The 22,522-nt window shown below is 37.9% G+C and carries 19 protein-coding genes and 2 pseudogenes; all 21 read right to left on the bottom strand.

Annotated elements, in window-relative coordinates:
* Positions 1 to 141 precede the first annotated feature (141 nt).
* The 21 genes and pseudogenes from ACIQ7L_RS21795 to ACIQ7L_RS21695 all read right to left on the bottom strand — a co-directional run bounded on the left by ACIQ7L_RS21795 (position 142) and on the right by ACIQ7L_RS21695 (position 22,397).
* A complete protein-coding gene (locus ACIQ7L_RS21795) occupies positions 142 to 399 on the bottom strand; it encodes an HPr family phosphocarrier protein (RefSeq protein WP_097899271.1) in 258 nt (85 codons plus the stop codon).
* Positions 400 to 418: 19 nt separating this feature from the next.
* The gene (whiA, locus tag ACIQ7L_RS21790) at positions 419 to 1,369 is read right to left on the bottom strand and encodes a DNA-binding protein WhiA (RefSeq protein ID WP_400571585.1); all 951 of its coding nucleotides are present in this window, start codon (positions 1,367 to 1,369) and stop codon (positions 419 to 421) included.
* 88 nt (positions 1,370 to 1,457) lie between these two features.
* Positions 1,458 to 2,411: a gluconeogenesis factor YvcK family protein gene (locus ACIQ7L_RS21785; protein ID WP_400571583.1), complete on the bottom strand. Its 954-nt coding sequence runs from the start codon at positions 2,409 to 2,411 to the stop codon at positions 1,458 to 1,460.
* Between the two features lie 3 nt (positions 2,412 to 2,414).
* Entirely contained in the window at positions 2,415 to 3,296 is an 882-nt protein-coding gene (rapZ, locus tag ACIQ7L_RS21780) for an RNase adapter RapZ (RefSeq protein WP_400571582.1), read from the bottom strand.
* A 20-nt stretch (positions 3,297 to 3,316) separates the two neighbouring features.
* On the bottom strand, positions 3,317 to 3,775 hold the full coding sequence (locus tag ACIQ7L_RS21775) for an NUDIX hydrolase (protein ID WP_400571580.1): 459 nt from the start codon (positions 3,773 to 3,775) through the stop codon (positions 3,317 to 3,319).
* Between the two features lie 283 nt (positions 3,776 to 4,058).
* On the bottom strand, positions 4,059 to 4,760 hold the full coding sequence (locus tag ACIQ7L_RS21770; protein WP_400571578.1) for a LutC/YkgG family protein: 702 nt from the start codon (positions 4,758 to 4,760) through the stop codon (positions 4,059 to 4,061).
* Positions 4,744 to 6,175: pseudogene (locus ACIQ7L_RS21765) on the bottom strand (LutB/LldF family L-lactate oxidation iron-sulfur protein); the annotation flags it as partial. The gene ACIQ7L_RS21770 and the pseudogene ACIQ7L_RS21765, both read right to left, overlap by 17 nt.
* Before the next feature lie 2 nt (positions 6,176 to 6,177).
* Complete coding sequence (locus tag ACIQ7L_RS21760; RefSeq protein WP_400571576.1) at positions 6,178 to 6,909, bottom strand: (Fe-S)-binding protein; 732 nt, start codon at positions 6,907 to 6,909, stop codon at positions 6,178 to 6,180.
* A 520-nt stretch (positions 6,910 to 7,429) separates the two neighbouring features.
* Positions 7,430 to 8,236 carry a DUF368 domain-containing protein gene (locus tag ACIQ7L_RS21755; RefSeq protein WP_400571574.1) on the bottom strand — a complete coding sequence of 269 codons (807 nt, stop codon included), beginning with the start codon at positions 8,234 to 8,236 and terminating at the stop codon, positions 7,430 to 7,432.
* A 172-nt stretch (positions 8,237 to 8,408) separates the two neighbouring features.
* Positions 8,409 to 9,365, bottom strand: coding sequence for a thioredoxin-disulfide reductase (trxB, locus tag ACIQ7L_RS21750; protein WP_400571573.1), 957 nt, complete (start codon positions 9,363 to 9,365; stop codon positions 8,409 to 8,411).
* A 77-nt stretch (positions 9,366 to 9,442) separates the two neighbouring features.
* The gene (locus ACIQ7L_RS21745) at positions 9,443 to 10,954 is read right to left on the bottom strand and encodes a tetratricopeptide repeat protein (protein WP_400571571.1); all 1,512 of its coding nucleotides are present in this window, start codon (positions 10,952 to 10,954) and stop codon (positions 9,443 to 9,445) included.
* Between the two features lie 139 nt (positions 10,955 to 11,093).
* On the bottom strand, positions 11,094 to 11,606 hold the full coding sequence (locus ACIQ7L_RS21740; RefSeq protein ID WP_400571569.1) for an acyltransferase: 513 nt from the start codon (positions 11,604 to 11,606) through the stop codon (positions 11,094 to 11,096).
* Between the two features lie 21 nt (positions 11,607 to 11,627).
* Positions 11,628 to 12,266, bottom strand: a complete 639-nt coding sequence (gene ppaX, locus ACIQ7L_RS21735) for a pyrophosphatase PpaX (protein WP_400571567.1) — start codon at positions 12,264 to 12,266, stop codon at positions 11,628 to 11,630.
* Between the two features lie 80 nt (positions 12,267 to 12,346).
* Positions 12,347 to 13,159: a prolipoprotein diacylglyceryl transferase gene (lgt, locus tag ACIQ7L_RS21730; protein WP_400571565.1), complete on the bottom strand. Its 813-nt coding sequence runs from the start codon at positions 13,157 to 13,159 to the stop codon at positions 12,347 to 12,349.
* A gap of 23 nt (positions 13,160 to 13,182) precedes the next feature.
* Complete coding sequence (gene hprK, locus ACIQ7L_RS21725; protein WP_400571563.1) at positions 13,183 to 14,112, bottom strand: HPr(Ser) kinase/phosphatase; 930 nt, start codon at positions 14,110 to 14,112, stop codon at positions 13,183 to 13,185.
* A gap of 162 nt (positions 14,113 to 14,274) precedes the next feature.
* The gene (locus ACIQ7L_RS21720; protein ID WP_400571562.1) at positions 14,275 to 14,649 is read right to left on the bottom strand and encodes a phage holin family protein; all 375 of its coding nucleotides are present in this window, start codon (positions 14,647 to 14,649) and stop codon (positions 14,275 to 14,277) included.
* 322 nt (positions 14,650 to 14,971) lie between these two features.
* Positions 14,972 to 15,052, bottom strand: a pseudogene (locus tag ACIQ7L_RS21715) (DUF4275 family protein); the annotation flags it as partial.
* A 42-nt stretch (positions 15,053 to 15,094) separates the two neighbouring features.
* Positions 15,095 to 17,965, bottom strand: a complete 2,871-nt coding sequence (gene uvrA / locus ACIQ7L_RS21710; protein WP_400571561.1) for an excinuclease ABC subunit UvrA — start codon at positions 17,963 to 17,965, stop codon at positions 15,095 to 15,097.
* Between the two features lie 5 nt (positions 17,966 to 17,970).
* Complete coding sequence (gene uvrB / locus ACIQ7L_RS21705) at positions 17,971 to 19,947, bottom strand: excinuclease ABC subunit B (RefSeq protein ID WP_400571559.1); 1,977 nt, start codon at positions 19,945 to 19,947, stop codon at positions 17,971 to 17,973.
* A 273-nt stretch (positions 19,948 to 20,220) separates the two neighbouring features.
* Positions 20,221 to 20,562 (bottom strand): zinc ribbon domain-containing protein YjdM, encoded by a 342-nt coding sequence (locus tag ACIQ7L_RS21700; protein WP_400571557.1) that lies wholly within the window; start codon positions 20,560 to 20,562, stop codon positions 20,221 to 20,223.
* Between the two features lie 80 nt (positions 20,563 to 20,642).
* Positions 20,643 to 22,397 carry a SulP family inorganic anion transporter gene (locus ACIQ7L_RS21695; protein ID WP_400571555.1) on the bottom strand — a complete coding sequence of 585 codons (1,755 nt, stop codon included), beginning with the start codon at positions 22,395 to 22,397 and terminating at the stop codon, positions 20,643 to 20,645.
* Positions 22,398 to 22,522 lie beyond the last annotated feature (125 nt).

The raw sequence follows: 22,522 nt of genomic DNA, 5'->3' as shown, positions 1-22,522 counted from the left end.
GGATAGATTTAAAAGCGAAAGCGGCTCGTTTAGAATGGTCGCTGGATATTAAAAAAAGACTATCGCTCAAGCGATAGTCTTTTTTATATCAACCGTTCGACAACATCTAACAATAAAAAGCTACCGCGCCTGCGATAGCTTTTATTCTTTATTTTGCACATATGCAGCTAGCGCTTCTAAAGCTGCTTCTGCATCTGAACCTTCTGTCGTGATTGTTACGTTGCAGCCAGATCCAATCGCTAAGCTCATAATCCCCATTATGCTCTTTGCGTTGACTGTTTTCCCATCTTTCTCAATGAAAATATCAGCATGAAAACGATTCGCCTCTTGTACAAACAACGCAGCCGGACGTGCTTGTAAGCCGTTTTTTAATGAAACTGTAACCTTTTTTTGAACCACAGTTCTCTCCCCTTTGCTCTTATTTTTTTACTACTGTTTCCCCCGTGCGTAATTTTTCTGCAATTTCATCGATTTTACGCAAGCGATGATTAATACCTGATTTACTGATTTTCCCCCCAGATACCATCTCGCCTAATTCTTTCAATGTTACATCTTGATAGTTAATTCTTAGTTGTGCAATCTCTCGCAGTTTATCTGGCAAAATATCAAGCCCAACCGTCTCATCAATGTAACGAATGTTTTCAATTTGTCTTAATGCCGCACCAATTGTTTTATTTAAATTGGCCGTCTCACAGTTCACCAAGCGATTCACTGAATTACGCATATCGCGAACAATTCGAATGTCCTCAAACCTTAAGAGTGCATTATGTGCACCGATAATATTTAAAAACTCCGTAATTTTCTCCGCTTCTTTCAAATACGTAATATATCCTTTTCGCCTTTCTAATGTCTTACTATTTAAATCAAATCCGTTCATCAGTTCACATATAGAATCATTATGTTCCTTGTATAACGAAAAGATCTCTAAATGATAAGATGATGTTTCTGGGTTATTTACTGAACCACCTGCTAAAAATGCACCTCGTAAATACGATCGTTTACAACATTTTTTCTCAATTAACTCCTGTGATATATTCCGAATAAATGAAAAATCTTCTCGAACAATTTGAAGGTCCGCTAATATTTCGCGGGATTTTTCAACAAGTCGAACGATATATACATTATTTTTCTTCAGTCGCATTTTTTTACGAACAAGTAATTCTACCGTCACGTCATATCCTTTTTTCAGCAATGTGTAAATTCTTCTGGCGATTGCTGCATTTTCTGTTTGAATATCAATGGAAAGACGACGGTTTGAAAAAGAAAGCGATCCGTTCATCCGAAGCAATGCTGATAATTCTGCTTTCTCACAGCATTCCTTCATTTCAAGCTTCGTGAGCTCTTTCTTTGTTTCTGATGCAAATGACACAGTCAACACCTCCTTATACGATATTTTGGAACAAAAATTTTGTCCTATATGAATGAGTAGCGTTATCTCATAAAGAGATAACGCACGCTTATAACAACGAATATAAGATAGAAGCTAATTTTAATGTATCATGTCTTACAACTTGATCATCGTACTTCGCTAATTCATCTTGAATCAAATTAATGTTATTCTCAGTGAAACGTTCTTCATCAACTACAACAGGTTCAGACATTTCTTTTGCATACAATTTACGTAATGGACAAGGAATCTCCTGATTATTCACAATCGCAGTATCGATAAATGAGGTTCCAAGATGATCATGTAGCGCCTGGATATGATCAAATGCAGTATAACCCATCGTTTCACCAGCTTGTGTCATAACATTACATACATATACCTTCTTCGCCTTTGCAGCAAGAACGGCGTCTCCGATTTTTTTCACGATTAAATTCGGCAATATACTTGTGTACAAACTTCCTGGACCAAATACGAGTAAATCTGCCCGCTGAATTTCAGCCAATGTTTCATATAACGGCTCTACATCCCCAGGTGTTAAAAAGACACGATTAATTTTCTTTCCAAAGTAAGGAATCTTTGATTCGCCTGTTACAATTTGCCCATCTTCAAGTTCTGCATGAAGCACAACACTTTGATTTGCCGCTGGTAATACACGTCCTCTTACATTTAACACCTTACTCGTTTCTGTAATAGCATGGAAAAAGTCCCCCGTAATGGAAGTCATAGCTGCTAATAATAAATTCCCTAACGCATGACCTGTTAATCCTTCTCCGGATGTAAAACGATGTTGAAATAAAGCTTCCACAAGCGGCTCTACATCTGATAACGCAACAAGCACGTTACGAATATCGCCTGGGGGTGGAATTTCTAGTTCATCACGTAATCTACCCGAACTGCCACCATCATCGGCAACTGTCACGACCGCTGTAATATCAACCGGATACTTTTTTAATCCTCTTAATAAAACAGATAGTCCAGTTCCTCCTCCCATAATGACAATTCTAGGTTTTCTCTCTTTTTTCATCCCTTAATGGCCCTTTCTCTTCTCCACATCACGATGAGATACATGAACCATATACTCTGGTTTCAAATGTTTCCCAAGGTATTCTGCAAGCGTAACAGAACGATGTTGCCCACCTGTACATCCAATTGCAATCACAAGCTGACTCTTACCTTCCCTTTTATAATGCGGAAGCATGAAACTAATAAGATCCGTCAACTTTTCCAAAAATTTATGTGTTTCATTAAACTTGAGCACATATGACGAAACTTCTTCATCAAGTCCTGTTAATGGCTTCATTTGTGGAATATAGTATGGATTTGGTAAAAAACGAACATCAAATACTAAATCTGCATCAATTGGAATGCCGTACTTAAATCCAAATGACATCACATTTACACGGAATGCTTGCTCACCCTCTGTTGCAAACAGATGAACAATCTTTTCACGCAGTTCTTTCGGTTTTAACTCAGACGTATCAAGTACAATATTTGCTCTTGCTTTCATGTCTGTTAATAAATTACGCTCTGCCTCAATCCCTTTTAACGGCAAACCAGTTGGTGCAAGTGGATGCGAACGTCTCGTTTCTTTATAACGTGTTACGAGCGTACTATCTTTTGCATCTAAAAATAAAATATGAGGAATAATCCACGTGCGTTCTGATAAATCATCAAGTGATCCCCATAAATGTTCAAAAAATTCACGACCTCGTAAATCAATACCGAGTGCCACTTTATTCATTTTTCCTTTTGACTCTGCCATAAGTTCAACAAACTTCGGCAATAACATCGGAGGTAAATTATCTACACAAAAATATCCTAAATCTTCAAAACTTTGCAGAGCTACTGTTTTTCCTGCACCAGACATTCCTGTAATAATTACCATTTTAATATCATTATTCTCTGTCATCGTATCCCCTCCTCGAAGGTTTAGCTTGGATCCAATCGATATGAAAGTAATTCAAAATCTGGTGTATATACAAATGTACCGTAAATTATGCCGTTTCCTTTGATCAAATAATCAATAATATGATAATCTCCCGGTGCCATTGCTAACTCATCAATTTTATCAAATGTATGCCAGCCAATGATGCCTTCTTCGCTTTCTAATTTGTTTTCTCCTGCAAAATCTGTTGCTAAGAATGAAAACATCATCCATTCGGAAACAACTTTATCACCTTCTTGGATGACAAAGGTAAAGACTCCCTTTAATGCTGGGTTCTTTAAATAAATACCTGTTTCTTCACGATATTCACGAACAACTGATTCTCTTACAGTCTCACCGCGCTCCATCTTTCCGCCTGGTGCGACCCACCAATTTCGACGAGGCTTTTGTAGTAGGAGCACTTCACTATCTTTAATTAATACACAGTTTGTGACTCTTTGCATGCTTCTTCACCTCAGCTACTAATGACGAATTTTTTCATCACATACTCATTTCATTATACTATCAAAAACAGTTTGTCACAATGAAGGAACTCCCAGCCTAAACAAACAAAAAACGATGGGAATCGATTCCCATCGCCATTCAGTTACAAAATAGAATACCTCAGTAATTTGCATATCTTATAAGCAATTGTACGGAGATAAGGTGAAACTTTTATCAGTCGGACACCTTCATCTTTCACTACTTACTTTGTAAACAGGACCCCCACAGAGAAGTCTTGAACAATTATTGATCATCGACAATAATATACGCTGTTCTTATCGGTCCATGTACACCTACGACGAGGTTCATTTCAATATCAGCACTGTTTGACGGACCAGAGATGAAGTTCAAACAAGACGGAATGGCTTCACCCTCAATATTTTGATGATGAATCATCTTTGTAGCTTGTGTTAATCTGGGGACAATCGTACTTTTTGGGACAATTGCGATATACGATTCAGGAAGAAGACTAACGTGTCTCCCTTTCATACCATCATTAAATAAAACGACAGTTCCTGATTCCGCAAGAGTAATATCACAAAATGTAATTCCAACATTAGCTGTTTTCGCAAATTCAATACTCTCTTCCTTATGGGCTAAATCCCATTTATGAAAATGTATTGCCCCTTCATTTGTTAAAAATTCGCTAAGATTATATTCATCAAACCGTCCATCATTTGAATAAATAACAGATTTGATATTCCATTCTTTCATAAAGGAGTGTAACGTTTCTGCAAGGTTAGCCTTTTCTGTTCGCCGAACTTCCGTATGAATAGTTTCACAATGTTCCATCAGCTTCAATACAAGCTCGTCCTTTGTTAATCCGTCAAAAACGCTCCATTGCGGAGAAACAGACCAACTCGGCTTTTCTACAGTTTCCGGACGTTTTCTCCCAAGTCTTTCTGATACCTTGGATAAAAATGTTTCGCGATTTTGAATGGCCATTATCGATCCTCCCTTTTCCGCTTTTCAAACCAATCTCTAAACGGTTGTTTTTTCGGAGCTGGAAAATCTCTTGCTTCTGTCCAAGCTTTTAACGGTCCTACCCCGCGCTCAATTTTATCTCCTTTTGTAAAAGGCTTTAATGCATACGGAGCTGTCCTCGCTGCTAAAGAGAACGACCTCGAACTATTCACCACTTTTTCAAAGCCTTTCATAGCCATATCCCAGGCTACAGGAGACTTTTTCGCTTCTTCTACAATCTGTCGCCGATGACCAATTAATAATTCGTGTAAAGGTATTTTTACTGGACATGCTTCCGTACAAGCACCACACAGGCTAGATGCATAAGGTAAATCCTTATATTCATCATATCCGCCTAAAAGCGGTGTCAATACAGCACCAATTGGGCCAGGATAAATAGAGCCGTATGCATGTCCCCCGATATGACGATATACTGGACACACATTAATACATGCCGCGCACCGAATACACTGCAAAACACTTTGAAACTCTGTTCCTAAAATATTAGAACGACCGTTATCAACAATTACTAAATGAAATTCCTCAGGTCCATCTGTCCCCCCAGGTTCCGTTAAACCTGTAATATAACTTGTTAACTTTTGTCCGACAGAGCTTCGGCACAAAAGCGTTACTAAAACATCAAGTTCTTCCCATGTTGGGACAATGCGCTCCATCCCCATCACGGTAATTAACGTTTTCGGAATGGTCGTAACCAATCTCGCATTCCCTTCATTCGCTACAATCGAAATAGACCCGGACTCCGCAACAGCAAAATTACATCCCGTCACACCTACATCCGCTGTTAAAAAGTCATTACGCAAATAGTTCCGTACAAACCTCGCCATTTTTTCGGGATCAGCTGGCCCGGTATAACCTATTTTTTCTTTAAACAACTCGCAAATGCTTTCTTTATCTTTATGAAGACATGGAACAACAATATGCGATGGTGGATCATGATCATTAATTTGTAAAATAAATTCTGCCAAGTCTGTTTCTAATACTTCCCCGCCAACTTCTTCAATTGCTTCATTTAGACTGATTTCTTCCGTTACCATAGATTTTGACTTTACAATTTTTTTCGCATTTTTCTTTTTTATAATCCCTTTTACATATTCCCTTGCATCTTCAGCAGTCTCTGCGAAATAAACAGAACCACCATTTTGCTCAATCTTTTCAGTGAGTTGATATAAATAATAATCAAGATTTTCTAATGTATGCTTTCGAATCTCTTCTCCTAAAGAACGCCATTCTTCCCAGTTCCCAAGACTCTCAGTAGCTTTTAATTTCTTGCTTCTAAGACCATCTTGCGCTTTCTTAACAGCATTTCTCATGAATTGATCCCCAATCCCTGTTTCAGCACGTTTATGAAAGGGATCGTTCCCGATTTTCATTCCCATTTTTATATCCCCCCTCTATCCTCATTTAACACTTGCGCAATATGCTTCACTTCAATTGGATAACCATTACGGGTTAATCGGCCTTTTATATTCATTAAGCAACTGCAATCCATCCCGATTAACAATTCCGCACCCGTTTCCATAATACGCTTCACTTTTTCATCAACCATTTGCTCAGAGACTTCCGCCATCTTCACTGCGAATGTACCGCCAAATCCACAACAATCATAATTGTGGGACAACGGAGTGACTTCCAACCCTTCTACATGTTTTAATAATGTTTGAGGGGGCTCTTTAATATTCATTAACCGGCTCATATGACAGGATGTATGAACAGTTGCTTTTTTATGAAGCTTTGCACCTAAATCTTCTTTTCCTAGTACCTCTACAATAAACTGTGTAAATTCATACGTTTTATTTGCAAGTTCCGTAGCTTTTTGCCGCCATTCTGTTTCACTTTCAGAAAATAAACTTGAAAACTCATGAACCATCATGACACAAGAGCCTGATGGTGCCACAACATACTCTGAACCAGCAAACGCTTCAATCATATGCTTTGCAGCCGTTTTCGTTTCTTTATGATACCCGCTATTATAAGCAGGCTGGCCACAGCAAGTTTGGTTTTTGGGAAAGTCGACTTCACAGCCTAAATCTTCGAGAATCTCAACAACATCTTTTCCTACTTCTGGATAAAAAACATCAACAAGGCACGTAATAAATACCGACACTTTCATATAGACACCTCCAAATAAAGCTTTTATCTGAATCTTGTAGTAGGATTCTTACTGTTTGCAAATAGCGGGGTAAACTAGAAAAATAAAGGTAATTACCATATATCCTTTTACATATAAAACATGACCTTCACTCCCTTTTAAATGTGGTAGGAAGAGGCCCTGACCGTTTCTATGCACGGCCAGTTGCTCTCGTCCCCCCTAAAGAAAGGGCTTTTATATCATTCAACTTATGTATATAAGTTCAAGCAACTTCTTCAAATCTACCTCTTTCACATATTATTGGTAAAAAATACAAAAATTATTAATAAAAATGATTAGTAATCTTCATCCCACACTGATTACTAATCATTTTTCAACATAGAAATCGCTGCTATGCACGGCCAGTTGCTCTCGTCCTCCCCTAAAAAGAAAGTGCTTTTATGTCAGTTTTTTCAATATATATAAATTGAACCAAGCAAGTTTTTCCGGACAATTCATGCTAAACAAAAAAATAAGTGATTGAGGGCTATCCCTCAATCACTTATTTCTTACTAAAATATGATACAATCGCAAACCCTAATACAAACGTAATAATAGAACTTACAATTGACATGCCACCGGACGGAATTCCAGGAAATACAACTGCGATTGATCCAATCACAAGTCCGATAATCGCAGCGAATGTTGCGCTTTTAAAATGTGTTAATAAATAGCTAATTCCTTTACTACTTACAACAAATCCCATCATAACACCTGCACCAATTACTACAATTAACGGCAGATTTAATGTTGTTAAAGCATTAATTGCTGTTGGGTACACACCAATAATTAATAAAATAAATGATCCACTAATCCCTGGAAGAAGCATAGCCATACTCGCCATCCATCCTGCAAAAAATAGACCAATTGTATTTAAAATTGTTAACGTCATAATTGGGTCCGCCGCTTTATCCGGCTTAAATAATGCTGTTACAGCTACAAGCGCCGCTGCAACTATTAGTATCACAATATGTCCTGCTTTAAATGTTTCTTTTGCATTTGCTTCCCTCATTAACATTGGTAAAATACTTAAGATTAAACCAAGGAAGAAAAACTGAGTTGGCTCATAATGATTTGCCAGTAAATATTTAATCACATGACTTAATGTTAAAAATGCTGCCGCTACACCAGCACCAAGCGGAATCAAAAAACTCAAATGTTTTTTCCACTCACGACTAAAGAATCCACTAATCGCCGCAAGCAGCCTTTCATAAATCCCTAGTACAACAGCAATTGTGCCGCCGCTCACCCCAGGAATTAAATCACTAACCCCCATACAAAAACCCCGATATATATTACGCCATTCCATACCGAATAAACTCCTCATTTCTTATTTTCATTTTTTTTCGTAAAGTCTAGTATAACAATAGGTAATCTTGTAATCCAAAGAACTTTTGACAAATATTTGACATTTAAGGTAAAAAATAAAAAAAGAAAGCTACGATTCATGTAGCTTTCTTTTCAAAAGGGAATCCCATCCCCTATTTTTCTGTTACAGTTTTTAGTTCCTCTAGTAATTCTTCCACATAATGCTGTGCACTTTGCGCTGCAATACTACCGTCGCCAGTTGCTGTTACAATTTGACGAAGCATTTTCTCGCGAACATCACCAGCTGCGAAAATACCAGGAACTTTTGTTTCCATACGTTCGTTTGTTTCGATATAACCATTTTCATTTGTAATGCCAAGTTCAGTAAATGGTTTTGATAATGGCAACATGCCGATGTAGATGAACGCACCATCTGTTTTAAATTCTTGCTCTTCACCACTGTTTACATCTACAAGTGTTACACTACCTACTTTACCGTTCTCTTCGTTAATTTCTTTCACAGTGTGATTCCAAATGAAATCTACTTTTTCATTTTGGAAAGCACGGTCTTGTAAAATTTTCTGTGCACGAAGAGCATCACGACGGTGAACAATTGTTACTTTTGATGCGAAACGTGTTAAATATACACCTTCCTCAACAGCAGAGTCTCCGCCGCCAACAACAACAAGTTCTTTTCCTTTAAAGAATGCGCCGTCACATACTGCACAGTATGATACACCGCGGCCACCAAGTTCTTTCTCACCTGGCACACCGATTTTTTTGTACTCTGCACCACTTGCAACAATAATTGCGCGTGTTTTGTATTCTTTTTTACCAGCTACAACTGTTTTATACTCTTTACCATCGATGATTTCTTTTACATCACCATATGCATATTCAGCACCAAATTTCTTCGCATGCTCGAACATTTTATTTGATAAATCAGGTCCTAAAATGGATTCATAACCTGGATAGTTTTCTACATCTTCTGTGTTCGCCATTTGTCCGCCTGGAATACCACGTTCTAACATAAGCGTGCTCAAATTTGCACGAGATGTATACACTGCAGCTGTCATCCCAGCTGGCCCAGCACCAATAATAATGACATCATAAATTTTTTCTTCTGACACACTATTCACTCCTATTCATTCCTACCATAACTTACCCTCATTATACTGTTAGCATCTGTTTTTTCCCAATGATTTGCCTATGCATGCGTACGCTTTACTGCTTTCACATATTTTCTTACAGTTGCTACAGATACATTATATATATTTCCAAGTTCGGCCTGTGTCATCTTATTTCTTTGTTCACCGCGTACAATATATTCAATTGCCGCCGACCAGCCAAATACATTCGTAAAGACTGTTCCCGATGTATATAAACGTATGAAAGTGCAAAACCAAAAATGTAAGCACTCTTCAATCAATTCATCTTCTTTATTTGTATAATTATATAAGGCATCCGCAATCCGAACACACTGTTCAAACGGCTGTAATTCACCCGGAATACTCTTATGACTATTAAGTAAAAAGAAGTATTTCGCAAGCTGTGACACAATTGGAACACCATTTTTAGCTTGCGTTATATCAAAGAAAAACCCAATTTTCTCAGGTGTTGTTAATTCATTCATTAAATATAAAGCTAGCATTTGTTCTTCTAACGTTGCACTTTGCTGGAAAGATTTTCGCAGTTCTTCAAACAAAATATTTTGCCCTTCATCAGCTAAATTTAAAGCATTCCACGGCTCTTTTCCCTTTTTATCAGGGTGCAATTCTACAACAGATCGCCACATCTTTTCCGCTGTATGCTGGTCTTTTACCATATAAGCTGAGTATGCAAACCAGTAATAGAAGCTAACATCTCCTTCATATCCTTGGCGTTTTAATAATCTTAACCACTTATAAGCATTTGCAAAGTGACCAATTGTCGCAAGCGTTGTCCCTAGCTTTAAACGATGTTCAAACGACATCGGATATACGGATTCTAATTGTCCCGCTAAACATTCTACTTGTTTATGTTCCCCAATTGAATATAGAAAAATAAGCGCATTACAAAGCGCGTGCATATTACCAGGGTTTTTCTCTAAAATCATCTCGGTTAGCTTGAGTGCCTGATCTACATTTCCTGATTGAAAATGCGCAATTGCCAAGTTATTATAGCCCGACCAAAATTCTGGATAATCTTTCGTCACAACTTCAAGCGTAGCAATCGCTTCCTCTAATTGTCCGTTACGAATATAACGATTCGCCTCTTCCTGCATGACAATTAGCTCATCTTCATCTTCAAGCTCTTCCGTATCCATCGATTCTTCTTCCATAATCTCAAGCAATTCTAGCGTATCTTCCACGAATTCTTGTTCTGTCGCTACTTCTAAATACTGCTCGGCATACTTCTTTGCTTGTTGGAACAAACCAAGATATGCATAATTATTTGCAATAAAATAATAGCACTGTTCAATATCAGGATTCGAACGAATCAGTTTCAAGAAAATCTGATTTGATTCTTGATACTCACCAACTTCCGATAATACCGTTGCTAATTGACATAAAATAAACGGCTCTTTCTCGCTTTGTGCCGCTCTTCGAAAATATTTAATTGCATCTTGTAATTTATGACCCTGATAAGCTCTCATCCCTTTTTTATAAAAGAAATCCGCTAATTGATTAAAAGAGATAACTTGTCCGTTCTCCTTGTATATTCTTTGATTTTTCCCCATATATCCTCCAGTTTTTTGTTTTCTTCGCTCATACATTCTTCTATCTTTAAGTATAAACGATTCCGTAAAAAACAAAACAGTATATTATAATCAATTATTTCCTTTTTATTCATAAAAAGAGAAGGGAAATGTTACATTTTTAACATTGACCTTCTCTTACCGCCATTTCTTCTTTCGTATAAATGATACGCATCGGATTTCCACCTACAAATGCACCACTTGGTACATCCCGGTGAACAAGCGTACCTGCTGAAACAATAGCACCGTCCCCTATCTTCACACCTGGCAAAACAGTGGAATTCGCTCCAATCATCACTTCATTCCCTATAATGACTTCTCCAAGGCGATATTCTTTAATTAAATATTCGTGAGCTAAAATGGTTGTATTATAGCCAATTACTGAATTTGTTCCAACCGTAATCTTTTCTGGAAACATAATATCCGGCATGGCCATAAGTGCAAATGATGTTTGCTTTCCTATCTTCATCCGTAAAAACGTGCGATACAACCAATTTTTCACAGTTAAAAATGGTGTATAGCGCGCAATTTGAATGACAATAAAATTTTTCATGACCTTCCAAAAGGATACCGTTTTATACACATTCCATAATGAATTTGCTCCTGAAACAGGGTAGCGCGTTGTTCGTCGCACTTTACTCTCTCCCCTTACCCGCTATTCAGACAAAATGGATAACAAATCACTCATTTTATCTAATATATAATCTGGCTTATACGATTCTAGATACTCTCTACCTTTAATCGTCCATGCCACTGCTGCTGTTTTCGTACCTGCGTTTTGTCCACCTACAATATCATGGTGATTATCGCCAACCATTAACGTTTCTTCTGGCTTTGCATTTAGTAGCTTTAGCGCCTTTTGAATTGGTTCTGGATGTGGTTTCACATGCTCCACGTCATCAATTGTGACAACAACATCAAAAAACTCGTTTAACTTTGAAAGCTTTAAACCCATTTCTACCGTTTGTCTTACCTTCGTTGTAACAATCCCAATTTTGTACCCTTGCTTCTTTAATTCTTGAACTGTCTCATAAACCGTTTCATATTCTTCTACTAATTCATCATGATGCTCATGGTTAAAATGACGATAACACTGAATCATCTCTTCCACTTTACTCTCATCAATTAAACCGAATGTCTCTTGCAAAGATGGGCCGATAAATGGCAATACATCTTCACGCTTATACTGATTTGGATAGTATATATTTAAGGTGTGTAAAAAAGAAGAGATAATAAGTTCATTTGTATTAATTAACGTCCCATCTAAATCAAACAGCACTGTATTTATTTTCATTTTCCCTGGTCCCTTCCTGTCTATTCTTCAGTTGCCCAAATATGAAAGAAGCAGCATCCCATGTAAGATGCTACTTTTCTCTACTTTTCTGAATATCTTTTATTAGCATATCCCATTTTACGTCTCACAATAATGAAAATGATAGACATGATAATAAGCCCGATGGACACCACTTGTGCAATACGAAGTGGTCCTAACATGAGGCTATCCGTACGTAAACCTTCTACATAGAAGCGCCCAACCGAATACCAAATTAAATACGTAAAGAATAATTCACCACGGCGTAAATTTGCTTTGCGCAATAATAACAATAGAATTACACCTGCAAAATCCCATAGTGACTCGTATAAGAACGTTGGATGATAATAAACACCATCAATATACATTTGATTAATAATAAACTGTGGTAAATGTAAACCTTCTAAAAACTGTCTTGTTACTTCACCGCCATGAGCCTCTTGGTTCATAAAGTTTCCCCAGCGTCCAATCGCTTGTCCAAGCAGAATACTTGGCGCCGCAATATCAGCTAACTTCCAAAAAGAAACTTTGCGTACTTTTGCAAAAATAATTCCCGTAATAACAGCCCCAATTAAAGCGCCATGAATCGCCAAACCACCTTGACGAATATTAAAGATTTGAATCGGGTTTTGCCCATAATATTGCCACTCAAAAATAACGTAGTACGTTCTCGCACAAATAATGGCAATTGGTACTGCGAATAAAACAAGATCGATAAATGTATCTTTCGGAACACCTAATCGTTCCCCTTCGCGAGTAGCAAGCCAAAGTCCAAGCAACACACCTGTACCGATAATAACCCCATACCAATAAACTGGGAACGGTCCAAGCTGAATTGCTATACGGTCTAACTGTGGTACAGAACCTAAAAGCATATGTATGACCTCCCTCTCCTAAATTACTCCTGATTACCTAGTTCAATCGCACTCATTAAGCGCTCTGAAAATTGCTGCGCGGCATTAACTCCCATGCGTTTTAATCTGAAGTTCATGGCTGCTACTTCAATAATAACAGCTAAGTTTCGACCAGGACGAACTGGAAGTGTAATCTTCGTAATTTCTGTATCTATAATTTTCATCTTCTCCTCATCAAGGCCTAGACGATCATAGTTTTTCTTTTGATCCCAAAGCTCAAGATTAATTACAAGTGTAATACGCTTGTGGTTTCGCACTGCTCCTGCACCAAATAATGTCATTACGTTAATGATGCCTAGACCACGAATTTCTAGTAAATGCTCAATTAAGTCTGGCGAGCTTCCCACCAAAGTATCTTCATCTTCTTGACGAATTTCGACGCTATCATCCGCAACTAATCGATGGCCGCGTTTCACAAGCTCAAGTGCTGTTTCACTTTTCCCAACACCACTTTGACCTGTAATTAAAACACCAACACCATAAATATCTACTAATACACCATGAACAGCAGTTGTTGGTGCTAACTTCCCTTCTAAATAGTTTGTTAAACGACTTGATAGTCTTGTCGTCGTTTGGGAAGAACGTAAAAGAGGTACACCAGATTCACGTGATGCTTGTAACAATTCCTCAGGTACATCTTGACTACGCGTTACAATAATACATGGCGTCTCTTCTGTACAAAGAACTTTCATTCTTTCTTGCTTTTGCTCATTTGTTAATGTATCAAAAAAAGTAAGCTCCGTTTTTCCAAGAAGCTGTACACGATCCGCTGGATAATATGTGAAAAATCCTGCCATTTCAATCCCAGGTCGCGATAAATCACTCGTATCAATCGGACGATGAATGCCTTCTTCACCACTTACTAATTCCAATTGAAACTGTTCAATTAAATCTTTTGTCCTTACTTTCGGCATATGTAAACCTCCACTCCGCTGCGGGTTCAGTCTCATTTGATGTAAAATTCCATTCTAACCGATATTGTACCATTTTTTTCTGTAAACAAGAAATATCGTTTCTATTAAATAGAAAAAAACATTTCATGGGGCTCATGAAATGTTTTTCCTTTTGTCATTTTTTTATTTCTTTTCAGATAACGGCTCAACAATTACTTTATCAATCAGCATATTTAAAATAGAAATACAAATTGCCGCAATAATTGCTACCCCAAATCCTGATATGTTGAAAGCATTACCTAATAATGAATCTGTCATTTCTAGCGTAATTGCATTAATCACAACTAGGAAGAAACCGAATGTTAAAACAGTAATTGGCAACGTAATTAAAATTAATAAAGGTTTCACAAACACATTTAAAATCGATAAAATAATACTCGCAATAATTGCTGTTTGTATATTTTCTATGTAAAATGCGTCTGGTGCGATTCCCTTTAGAAGACCGGATACAACAATTAACACAACGCTATTTACAAGAAGTGATAGAATCCATCTCATTTTCTTACACATCCTTTTGACATATATACTTAATCATACGCTAATGGCTAGCAAACGCCAAGTAGCATGTAAATAAATTAAAAAACGAGAGAAAACTTTTCTTTTTTTGGTGGGAAGAGAGCATCTGGCCATGCATAGAAGCGGTCAGGACCTTTTTTAGCCCCATGCCATGTAAAAACAAAATGAGAAAACGAGTGTAGGTCACCTTTTGTTTTTCATAGCCGCGACTTACACGGTAGGAAACCAAAATAGAATTATATAAAAGCTTATTCCATCCCCCATACTTGTATACCTATCATTCTAAAGTAGTTTTCTTACAACCTTACCATTTTCCCCAGCTAAAATACAGACCATACCATCCTGTTTCATGCGTTTGCACATAAGTCCAGTTAAACCCTTTATCTACAACATACCAAAAATAAGGAAAGGAGCCAGCCGAATTGGCTTAGCTCCCTACTTCAACCTCTTTCATCTTCTCTTTCATACGAGCTGTATCACGCTCTAAAATTTCTTTTAAATACTTCCCTGTATACGAACGCTCTTCTTTGACCACTTGCTCCGGTGTACCTGATGCAACAATCTGTCCACCTTTGTCTCCACCTTCTGGACCAAGGTCAACAATGTAATCAGCTGTCTTAATCACATCTAAGTTATGCTCAATTACAAGCACTGTCTCACCACTTTCAACAAGGCGCTGTAATACTTCTAGAAGGCGTGCGATATCATGTGCATGTAAACCTGTCGTCGGCTCATCTAAAATATATAACGTACGGCCTGTAGAACGGCGATGCAATTCAGATGCTAGTTTCACACGCTGCGCTTCACCGCCTGATAACGTAGTAGCCGGCTGACCTAATTTCATATAGCCAAGTCCTACATCTACGAGCGTCTGTAACTTCCGTTTAATTTTCGGGATGTTCGCAAAGAATTCTACTCCATCTTCAATCGTCATTTCTAATACTTCAGAAATGTTTTTATCTTTATATCTTACTTCTAGTGTTTCACGATTATAACGTTTACCGTGACATACTTCACACGGAACATATACATCTGGTAAGAAGTGCATTTCAATTTTAATAATCCCATCACCGCGGCACGCTTCACAACGTCCGCCTTTCACGTTAAAGCTAAAGCGTCCTTTTTGATATCCACGTACCTTTGCTTCATTTGTTTGAGCAAACACATCACGGATATCATCGAACACACCTGTGTATGTCGCTGGATTTGAACGCGGTGTACGTCCGATTGGTGATTGATCAACATCAATTACTTTATCTAAATGCTCAAGACCTTTAATTTGCTTATGAGCCCCCGGCTTACTTTTCGCCTTATACAATTTCTGTGCTAACGATTTATATAAAACTTCATTCACCATCGTACTCTTTCCTGAACCAGACACACCTGTTACCGCTACAAATGTACCTAGCGGGAATGACATTTTCGCATTTTTTAAGTTATTTTCTTTGGCACCAATAATTTCAACTTTACGGCCGTCCCCTTTTCGTCTTTCAAGTGGAACCGGAATAAACTTCTTACCGCTTAAATATTGGCCTGTTAATGATTTATCATCATTCATCACTTCATCTGGCGATCCGGCTGATACAACTTGCCCACCATGAATCCCTGCGCCTGGACCAATATCAAGCAAGTAATCAGCAGCCATCATTGTATCTTCATCATGTTCAACAACAATGAGCGTATTCCCTAAGTCACGCATTTCCTGCAATGTACGAATTAGACGGTCATTATCACGCTGATGTAACCCGATGGAAGGCTCGTCTAAAATATATAGTACGCCCGTAAGACGAGAACCAATTTGTGTCGCCAAGCGAATGCGCTGAGCTTCACCACCAGATAACGTCCCTGCGGCGCGGCTTAAAGTTAAATAATCAAGCCCTACGTTAATTAAGAAGCTTACACGCTCTTTAATTTCACGTAAAATTAAACGAGCAATTTTTTCTTGTTTTTCTGTTAGTTCAATGGTTGAGAAGAAATCATAGACCTCTTGAACGGAGTACTTCGTTACATCCGCAATTGTTTTCTCGCCAACAAAAACAGCTAAGCTTTCTGGCTTCAAGCGGCCACCCTTACATTTCGGACACGCTTGCTCCGCCATATACTTTTCCATCTGTTCACGAATATAATCAGAACTCGTTTCACGGTAACGACGTTCAATATTTGGAATAACCCCTTCAAATAAAATGTCGCTTTCTTTCACTTGACCAAAGTCATTCACATAGCGGAAATACACCTTTTCTTCTCCGCTTCCATACAGTACTTTATCAAATAAGTCTTTCGGAATATCTTTAATAGGCATATCCATATCGATTCCGTAATGATTACAAACGGATTGCAGTAATTGCGGATAATATTGTGAGCTTGTCGGTTCCCAAGGAGCAATCGCATGCTTATTTAATGATAAATCCCAGTTTGGAATCACAAGTTCTAAATCTACCTCTAGTTTCGAACCAAGTCCATCACAAGTCGGACATGCACCGAATGGACTATTGAAAGAAAACATACGTGGCTCTAACTCACCGATTGAAAAACCACAATGCGGACAAGCATGATGCTCACTAAATAAAAGTTCTTCTTCCCCAATCACATCGATTAATACACGACCTCCACCAAGTTTCAATGCACTTTCAAGAGAATCTGCAAGGCGGCTTGCAACCCCTTCTTTTACAACGATACGATCAATTACGACTTCAATAGAATGCTTCTTATTTTTATCTAATGTAATCTCTTCAGATACATCAAGCATTTCTCCATCGACACGAACACGGACATAACCTTGTTTCTTTATATCTTCTAATACTTTCACGTGCGTACCTTTACGTCCTGACACAATCGGTGCTAACACTTGTAATTTCGTACGCTCTGGATATTCAAGTACACGATCTACCATTTGCTCTACAGTTTGCGATGTAATTTCAACCCCGTGATTTGGACAGATTGGTGTCCCAATTCGTGCAAATAATAGTCGTAAATAATCATAAATCTCCGTCACTGTCCCAACTGTCGAACGAGGGTTACGACTCGTCGTTTTTTGATCAATTGAAATCGCTGGCGACAACCCTTCGATTGTATCCACATCTGGTTTATCCATTTGACCTAAGAACTGGCGCGCATACGCGGATAAGGATTCCACGTATCTGCGCTGCCCTTCTGCATAAATCGTATCAAATGCTAATGATGATTTTCCTGAACCAGACAGACCTGTCACAACAACGAGCTGATTTCTCGGAATGGTTACATCAATATTTTTTAAGTTATGCGCTCTCGCACCTTTTACAACGATAAAATCTTTGCTCACTATCTTCACCCTTCCGCTTTTAATTCTAGCAGTAAATCTCTTAGCTCAGCTGCACGCTCGAAGTCTAGTGCTTTCGCCGCTTCCTTCATCTCCGCTTCCATCTTCGCGATTGTTTTTTCTCGTTCTTTCTTCGTCATCTTCTTAGCAGGCGCCGCTTCATATACTTCCGCACTCTCTGCTGCTGTTGTTGCACGAATCACGCCACGCACTTCTTTTTGAATTGTTCTCGGCGTAATACCATGTTCTTCATTGTAAGCCTCTTGCTTTTGACGACGGCGTTGCGTCTCTTCAATCGCAATCCCCATCGATTTCGTTATGCGATCTGCGTACATAATTACATGGCCGTTTTCATTACGTGCGGCACGACCGATTGTTTGAATCAATGATCGCTCTGAACGTAAGAAACCTTCTTTATCCGCATCTAAAATAGCTACGAGTGATACTTCTGGAATATCAAGCCCTTCTCGCAACAAGTTAATACCGACAAGCACATCGAACTTACCAAGGCGAAGATCGCGAATAATTTCAATCCGCTCTAACGTTTTAATTTCAGAATGAAGATAGTTTACTTTAATCCCAACATCTTTTAAGTAATCTGTTAAATCCTCTGACATTTTCTTTGTTAATGTCGTAATTAATACGCGCTCATTTTTCGCGATACGGTCTTGTATCTCCCCTAGTAAATCATCAATTTGTCCTTCAATTGGCCTTACATCAATTTTCGGATCTAAAAGCCCAGTTGGACGAATGATTTGCTCCACAACTTCCGGTGCATGTTCTAGTTCATACGATCCCGGCGTTGCTGATACATACACAACTTGATTCGTTTTCTCTTCAAACTCTTCAAACATAAGCGGTCTATTATCTAGCGCTGATGGCAGACGGAATCCATGATCAACAAGCACTTGCTTACGCGCCTGGTCTCCGTTATACATCGCTCTTACTTGCGGTACAGTTACATGAGACTCATCCATCACGATGAGGAAATCTTTAGGAAAATAATCTAACAATGTATATGGTGTTGAACCAGCTGGACGAAGCGTCAAATGACGGGAGTAGTTCTCAACCCCTGAACAAAAGCCCATCTCACGCATCATTTCTAAATCGTAACGCGTCCGCTGCTCTATCCGCTGTGCTTCTAGCAACTTGCCATTATCATTTAATTCTTTTAAACGTTCTTCTAATTCTTTTTCAATATTTTCAATGGCAACTTTCATTTTTTCTTCGCGTGTAACGAAGTGAGATGCCGGGAAGATTGCCACATGCTCACGTTCTGCTAATACTTCACCTGTTAGTGCATTCACTTCCCTGATACGATCAATCTCATCGCCAAAAAACTCAATCCGAATACAATGTTCATCAAGGGATGCTGGAAAAATCTCAACTACATCCCCGCGCACGCGAAACGTTCCACGCTGGAAGTCAATATCATTACGGCCGTACTGCACATCAACAAGTTCACGAAGCAATTGATTACGTTCCTTCTCCATACCAACGCGTAAAGAGACAACAAGTTCCCGATATTCTTCTGGAGAACCTAAACCGTAAATACAAGACACACTCGCTACAATAATGACATCATCTCGTTCAAATAAAGACGATGTCGCTGAGTGACGCAATTTATCAATCTCATCATTAATTTGTGCATCTTTTTCAATAAATGTATCGGTTTGTGGTACATACGCTTCCGGCTGATAATAATCGTAGTAACTAACAAAATACTCAACAGCGTTGTTCGGAAAGAAATCTTTCAACTCACTGTATAGCTGTCCTGCTAACGTTTTATTATGAGCCATTACAAGTGTTGGCTTCTTCACTTCTTTAATGACATTTGAAATCGTAAATGTCTTACCCGTTCCTGTCGCTCCAAGCAACACTTGATGCTTCTTATCATTTTTAATCCCTGTTACCAGCTGTTCTATCGCTCTTGGCTGGTCACCTTGCGGGGAATATTCTGAGACAATTTCAAATTGATGTTCCAACAAATCCGACCTCCTCGTAAAAAATCTGTATTCTCATTTTACCACGAACGCTCATAAAAAAACCAAGAAAACGAACAAATATTCGGTAAAAAATTCGACATTCATTTTACCCAATCAATATTGGGTAGCACCAACAAACCGCGAATTTTGTACGCTAAAGCAAAATTCTACAAAGAAAAAGCCGATTTCCTTGAACTGTACGCTAAAGGATAAATCGGCTTTTTGCTATTAATTTGTTTGTAGTGGTCGAAATTTTATTGTATGAAAAATCATTTATACTTTTTTAACAAATTCAGATTTTAATTTCATAGCTCCAAAACCATCAATTTTACAATCAATATCATGATCTCCATCAACTAGACGGATACTCTTCACTTTTGTACCGATTTTCACAACTGATGAAGTTCCTTTTACTTTAAGGTCTTTGATGACTGTCACAGAATCACCATCGTTTAATACATTTCCATTTGCATCTTTAACAACTTTTGTATCCTCATTGTTTTCCGCTTCTGATTCTAAAGCCCATTCATGAGCACACTCTGGACAAACAAAAAGATTTCTATCTTCATAAGTGTATGCTGAATTACATTTTGGGCAATTTGGTAAATTAGACATATTTTTTATTTCCTCCATATTTATCTTTTATAAAATCATTAAAAGAGTAAATTAAATAAACTCTGTATATTAAATGAATGTTAAAAATCCAATGCATTGGTTTTATTATTTATTATATTAACTTGCTGAGAAAGCCCGGTACATTCATGAAAAGCAAAATGCTTACACCCTATACATTTTTTCGTATTCAAATGTTCTAGAGCGCGGTTAATAGCTTCTCCTGTATGATCAAAAAAGTGTTCCTCCCCGATTTCGTTGTACAATCCATTCTTATCTAGAGTTGTTTTTAACTCGGATTGAATTCCTGAGATGAGAAGTACGCCACCTTGTTTTTTAAAATGCTGAATAATATTTCTAAAGTATGCTTCTCCTGTTGTATCAATAAAAGGAACTTTTCCCATACGTAAAATTAAAACTTTCGGCTTATAATGAATAGTCCCTAAAATGTTTTGTTCAAATGTTTGAGCAGCACCAAAAAATAGTGGGCCCTCTATTGTGTAAATACTAATTTGTGGACAATCATGTGCCTTATTTACCACATGCGGTAACAATTTTTCATTCTTTTTTGTATGATCAGGAAGCACTTTAGATATAACAAGCATATTACTCATACGTTTTGTAAACAAAATAACAGCTAAAATAAGGCCGATTTCCACAGCTGTTGTCAAACTAGTAAATACAGTAAGCAAAAATGTTACAAGCAATACAAGGGAATCCCCTGTCTTCATCTTAAGTATGTGAACAAAATGTTTTTGTTCACTCATATTCCAAGCTACTACCATTAAAATAGGAGCCATACTAGCAAGTGGAATATGTGAGGCATATGGCGCTAACAGTAGAAGTGTGGATAACACAAATATCCCATGAATAACACCTGACATCGGAGATACAGCCCCACTCTTAATATTAGTTGCTGTGCGGGCAATCGCTCCAGTTGCTGGGATACCTCCAAATAATGATGTAACAACATTGGCAATTCCTTGACCAATAAGCTCTTTGTTACTGTTATGTTTACTATTTGTCATACCATCTGCCACGACAGCGGATAAAAGGGATTCAATACCACCCAACATGGCGATAACAAATGCAGGGCCCATTAACTGCTTTATACGCTCTAATGTGATTTCCGGGATATGAAACTGAGGAAGTGTATTCGGAATCATACCATATGCCGTTCCAATAGTAGGTACATGACCCGAGAAAAACACAATTGCAATTGCAGTTGAAATAATAATACCTACTAATGAACCGGGTACTTTTGGCAAAATCTTTGGAGTTATCAATATAACAAAAAGGCAAATCAAAGCAGTTATAATACTATAAAAATTGATGGTATCAATATGGATAAAGATTTCCTTTAGATTTGCTATAAATGCCTCATGCTTTTTTATACCTGTTAGACCTAAAAAACTAGCAATTTGTCCCGTAAAGATACCAACAGCAATACCTGATGTAAAACCAATTGTTACAGGGCGCGGGATAAATTTAATTAAAGATCCTAATTTAAAAATTCCCATAAGGCATAAGATAATTCCGGCTAATAAACCGGCCAGTAGTAAATTTTCATACCCATAGGTAATTACAATCCCTAAAAGAATCGGAACAAAAGCACCTGTAGGTCCTCCAATTTGATACTTCGAACCACCAAATAACGAAACGAGTATCCCGGCAATACATGTTGTATAAATTCCATACTCCGGCTTGACGCCAGAAGCTATAGCAAAAGACATAGCAAGTGGAATCGCGACGACTCCGACAATCATTCCAGAAAGAAGATCCTTTTGAAAATGTCCTAATGAATACCCTTCAAACCTTCCCGTAAATAACCCTTTCATTACAAAACCTTCTTTTCTATTTTTAATCAATCGTGCTTCTTTTCTTCTGAAAGAATATTCTCTTGTGATGAATTTGTATTACAAATACATTTAAACGCTCTCTATCTCGTTACAAAAAAGTATCA

The sequence above is a fragment of the Bacillus sp. NPDC094106 genome, assembly GCF_044764345.1.
Classification (GTDB): domain Bacteria; phylum Bacillota; class Bacilli; order Bacillales; family Bacillaceae_G; genus Bacillus_A.
The sequence above is the reverse complement of the archived record's forward strand: the minus strand, read 5'-3'. Positions and strand labels throughout refer to the sequence as shown.

Bases quoted from the DNA above. Each gene is read 5' to 3' on its own strand.
- ACIQ7L_RS21785 (WP_400571583.1), bottom strand. From the start codon at position 2,411: ATGAAAAAAGAGAGAAAACCTAGAATTGTCATTATGGGAGGAGGAACT.
- rapZ (WP_400571582.1), bottom strand. From the start codon at position 3,296: ATGACAGAGAATAATGATATTAAAATGGTAATTATTACAGGAATGTCT.
- ACIQ7L_RS21775 (WP_400571580.1), bottom strand. From the start codon at position 3,775: ATGCAAAGAGTCACAAACTGTGTATTAATTAAAGATAGTGAAGTGCTC.
- ACIQ7L_RS21770 (WP_400571578.1), bottom strand. From the start codon at position 4,760: ATGGCCATTCAAAATCGCGAAACATTTTTATCCAAGGTATCAGAAAGA.
- ACIQ7L_RS21760 (WP_400571576.1), bottom strand. From the start codon at position 6,909: ATGAAAGTGTCGGTATTTATTACGTGCCTTGTTGATGTTTTTTATCCA.
- ACIQ7L_RS21755 (WP_400571574.1), bottom strand. From the start codon at position 8,236: ATGGAATGGCGTAATATATATCGGGGTTTTTGTATGGGGGTTAGTGAT.
- ACIQ7L_RS21745 (WP_400571571.1), bottom strand. From the start codon at position 10,954: ATGGGGAAAAATCAAAGAATATACAAGGAGAACGGACAAGTTATCTCT.
- ppaX (WP_400571567.1), bottom strand. From the start codon at position 12,266: ATGAAAATAAATACAGTGCTGTTTGATTTAGATGGGACGTTAATTAAT.
- lgt (WP_400571565.1), bottom strand. From the start codon at position 13,159: ATGCTTTTAGGTTCTGTACCACAGTTAGACCGTATAGCAATTCAGCTT.
- hprK (WP_400571563.1), bottom strand. From the start codon at position 14,112: ATGCCGAAAGTAAGGACAAAAGATTTAATTGAACAGTTTCAATTGGAA.
- ACIQ7L_RS21720 (WP_400571562.1), bottom strand. From the start codon at position 14,649: ATGAGATGGATTCTATCACTTCTTGTAAATAGCGTTGTGTTAATTGTT.
- ACIQ7L_RS21700 (WP_400571557.1), bottom strand. From the start codon at position 20,562: ATGTCTAATTTACCAAATTGCCCAAAATGTAATTCAGCATACACTTAT.
- ACIQ7L_RS21695 (WP_400571555.1), bottom strand. From the start codon at position 22,397: ATGAAAGGGTTATTTACGGGAAGGTTTGAAGGGTATTCATTAGGACAT.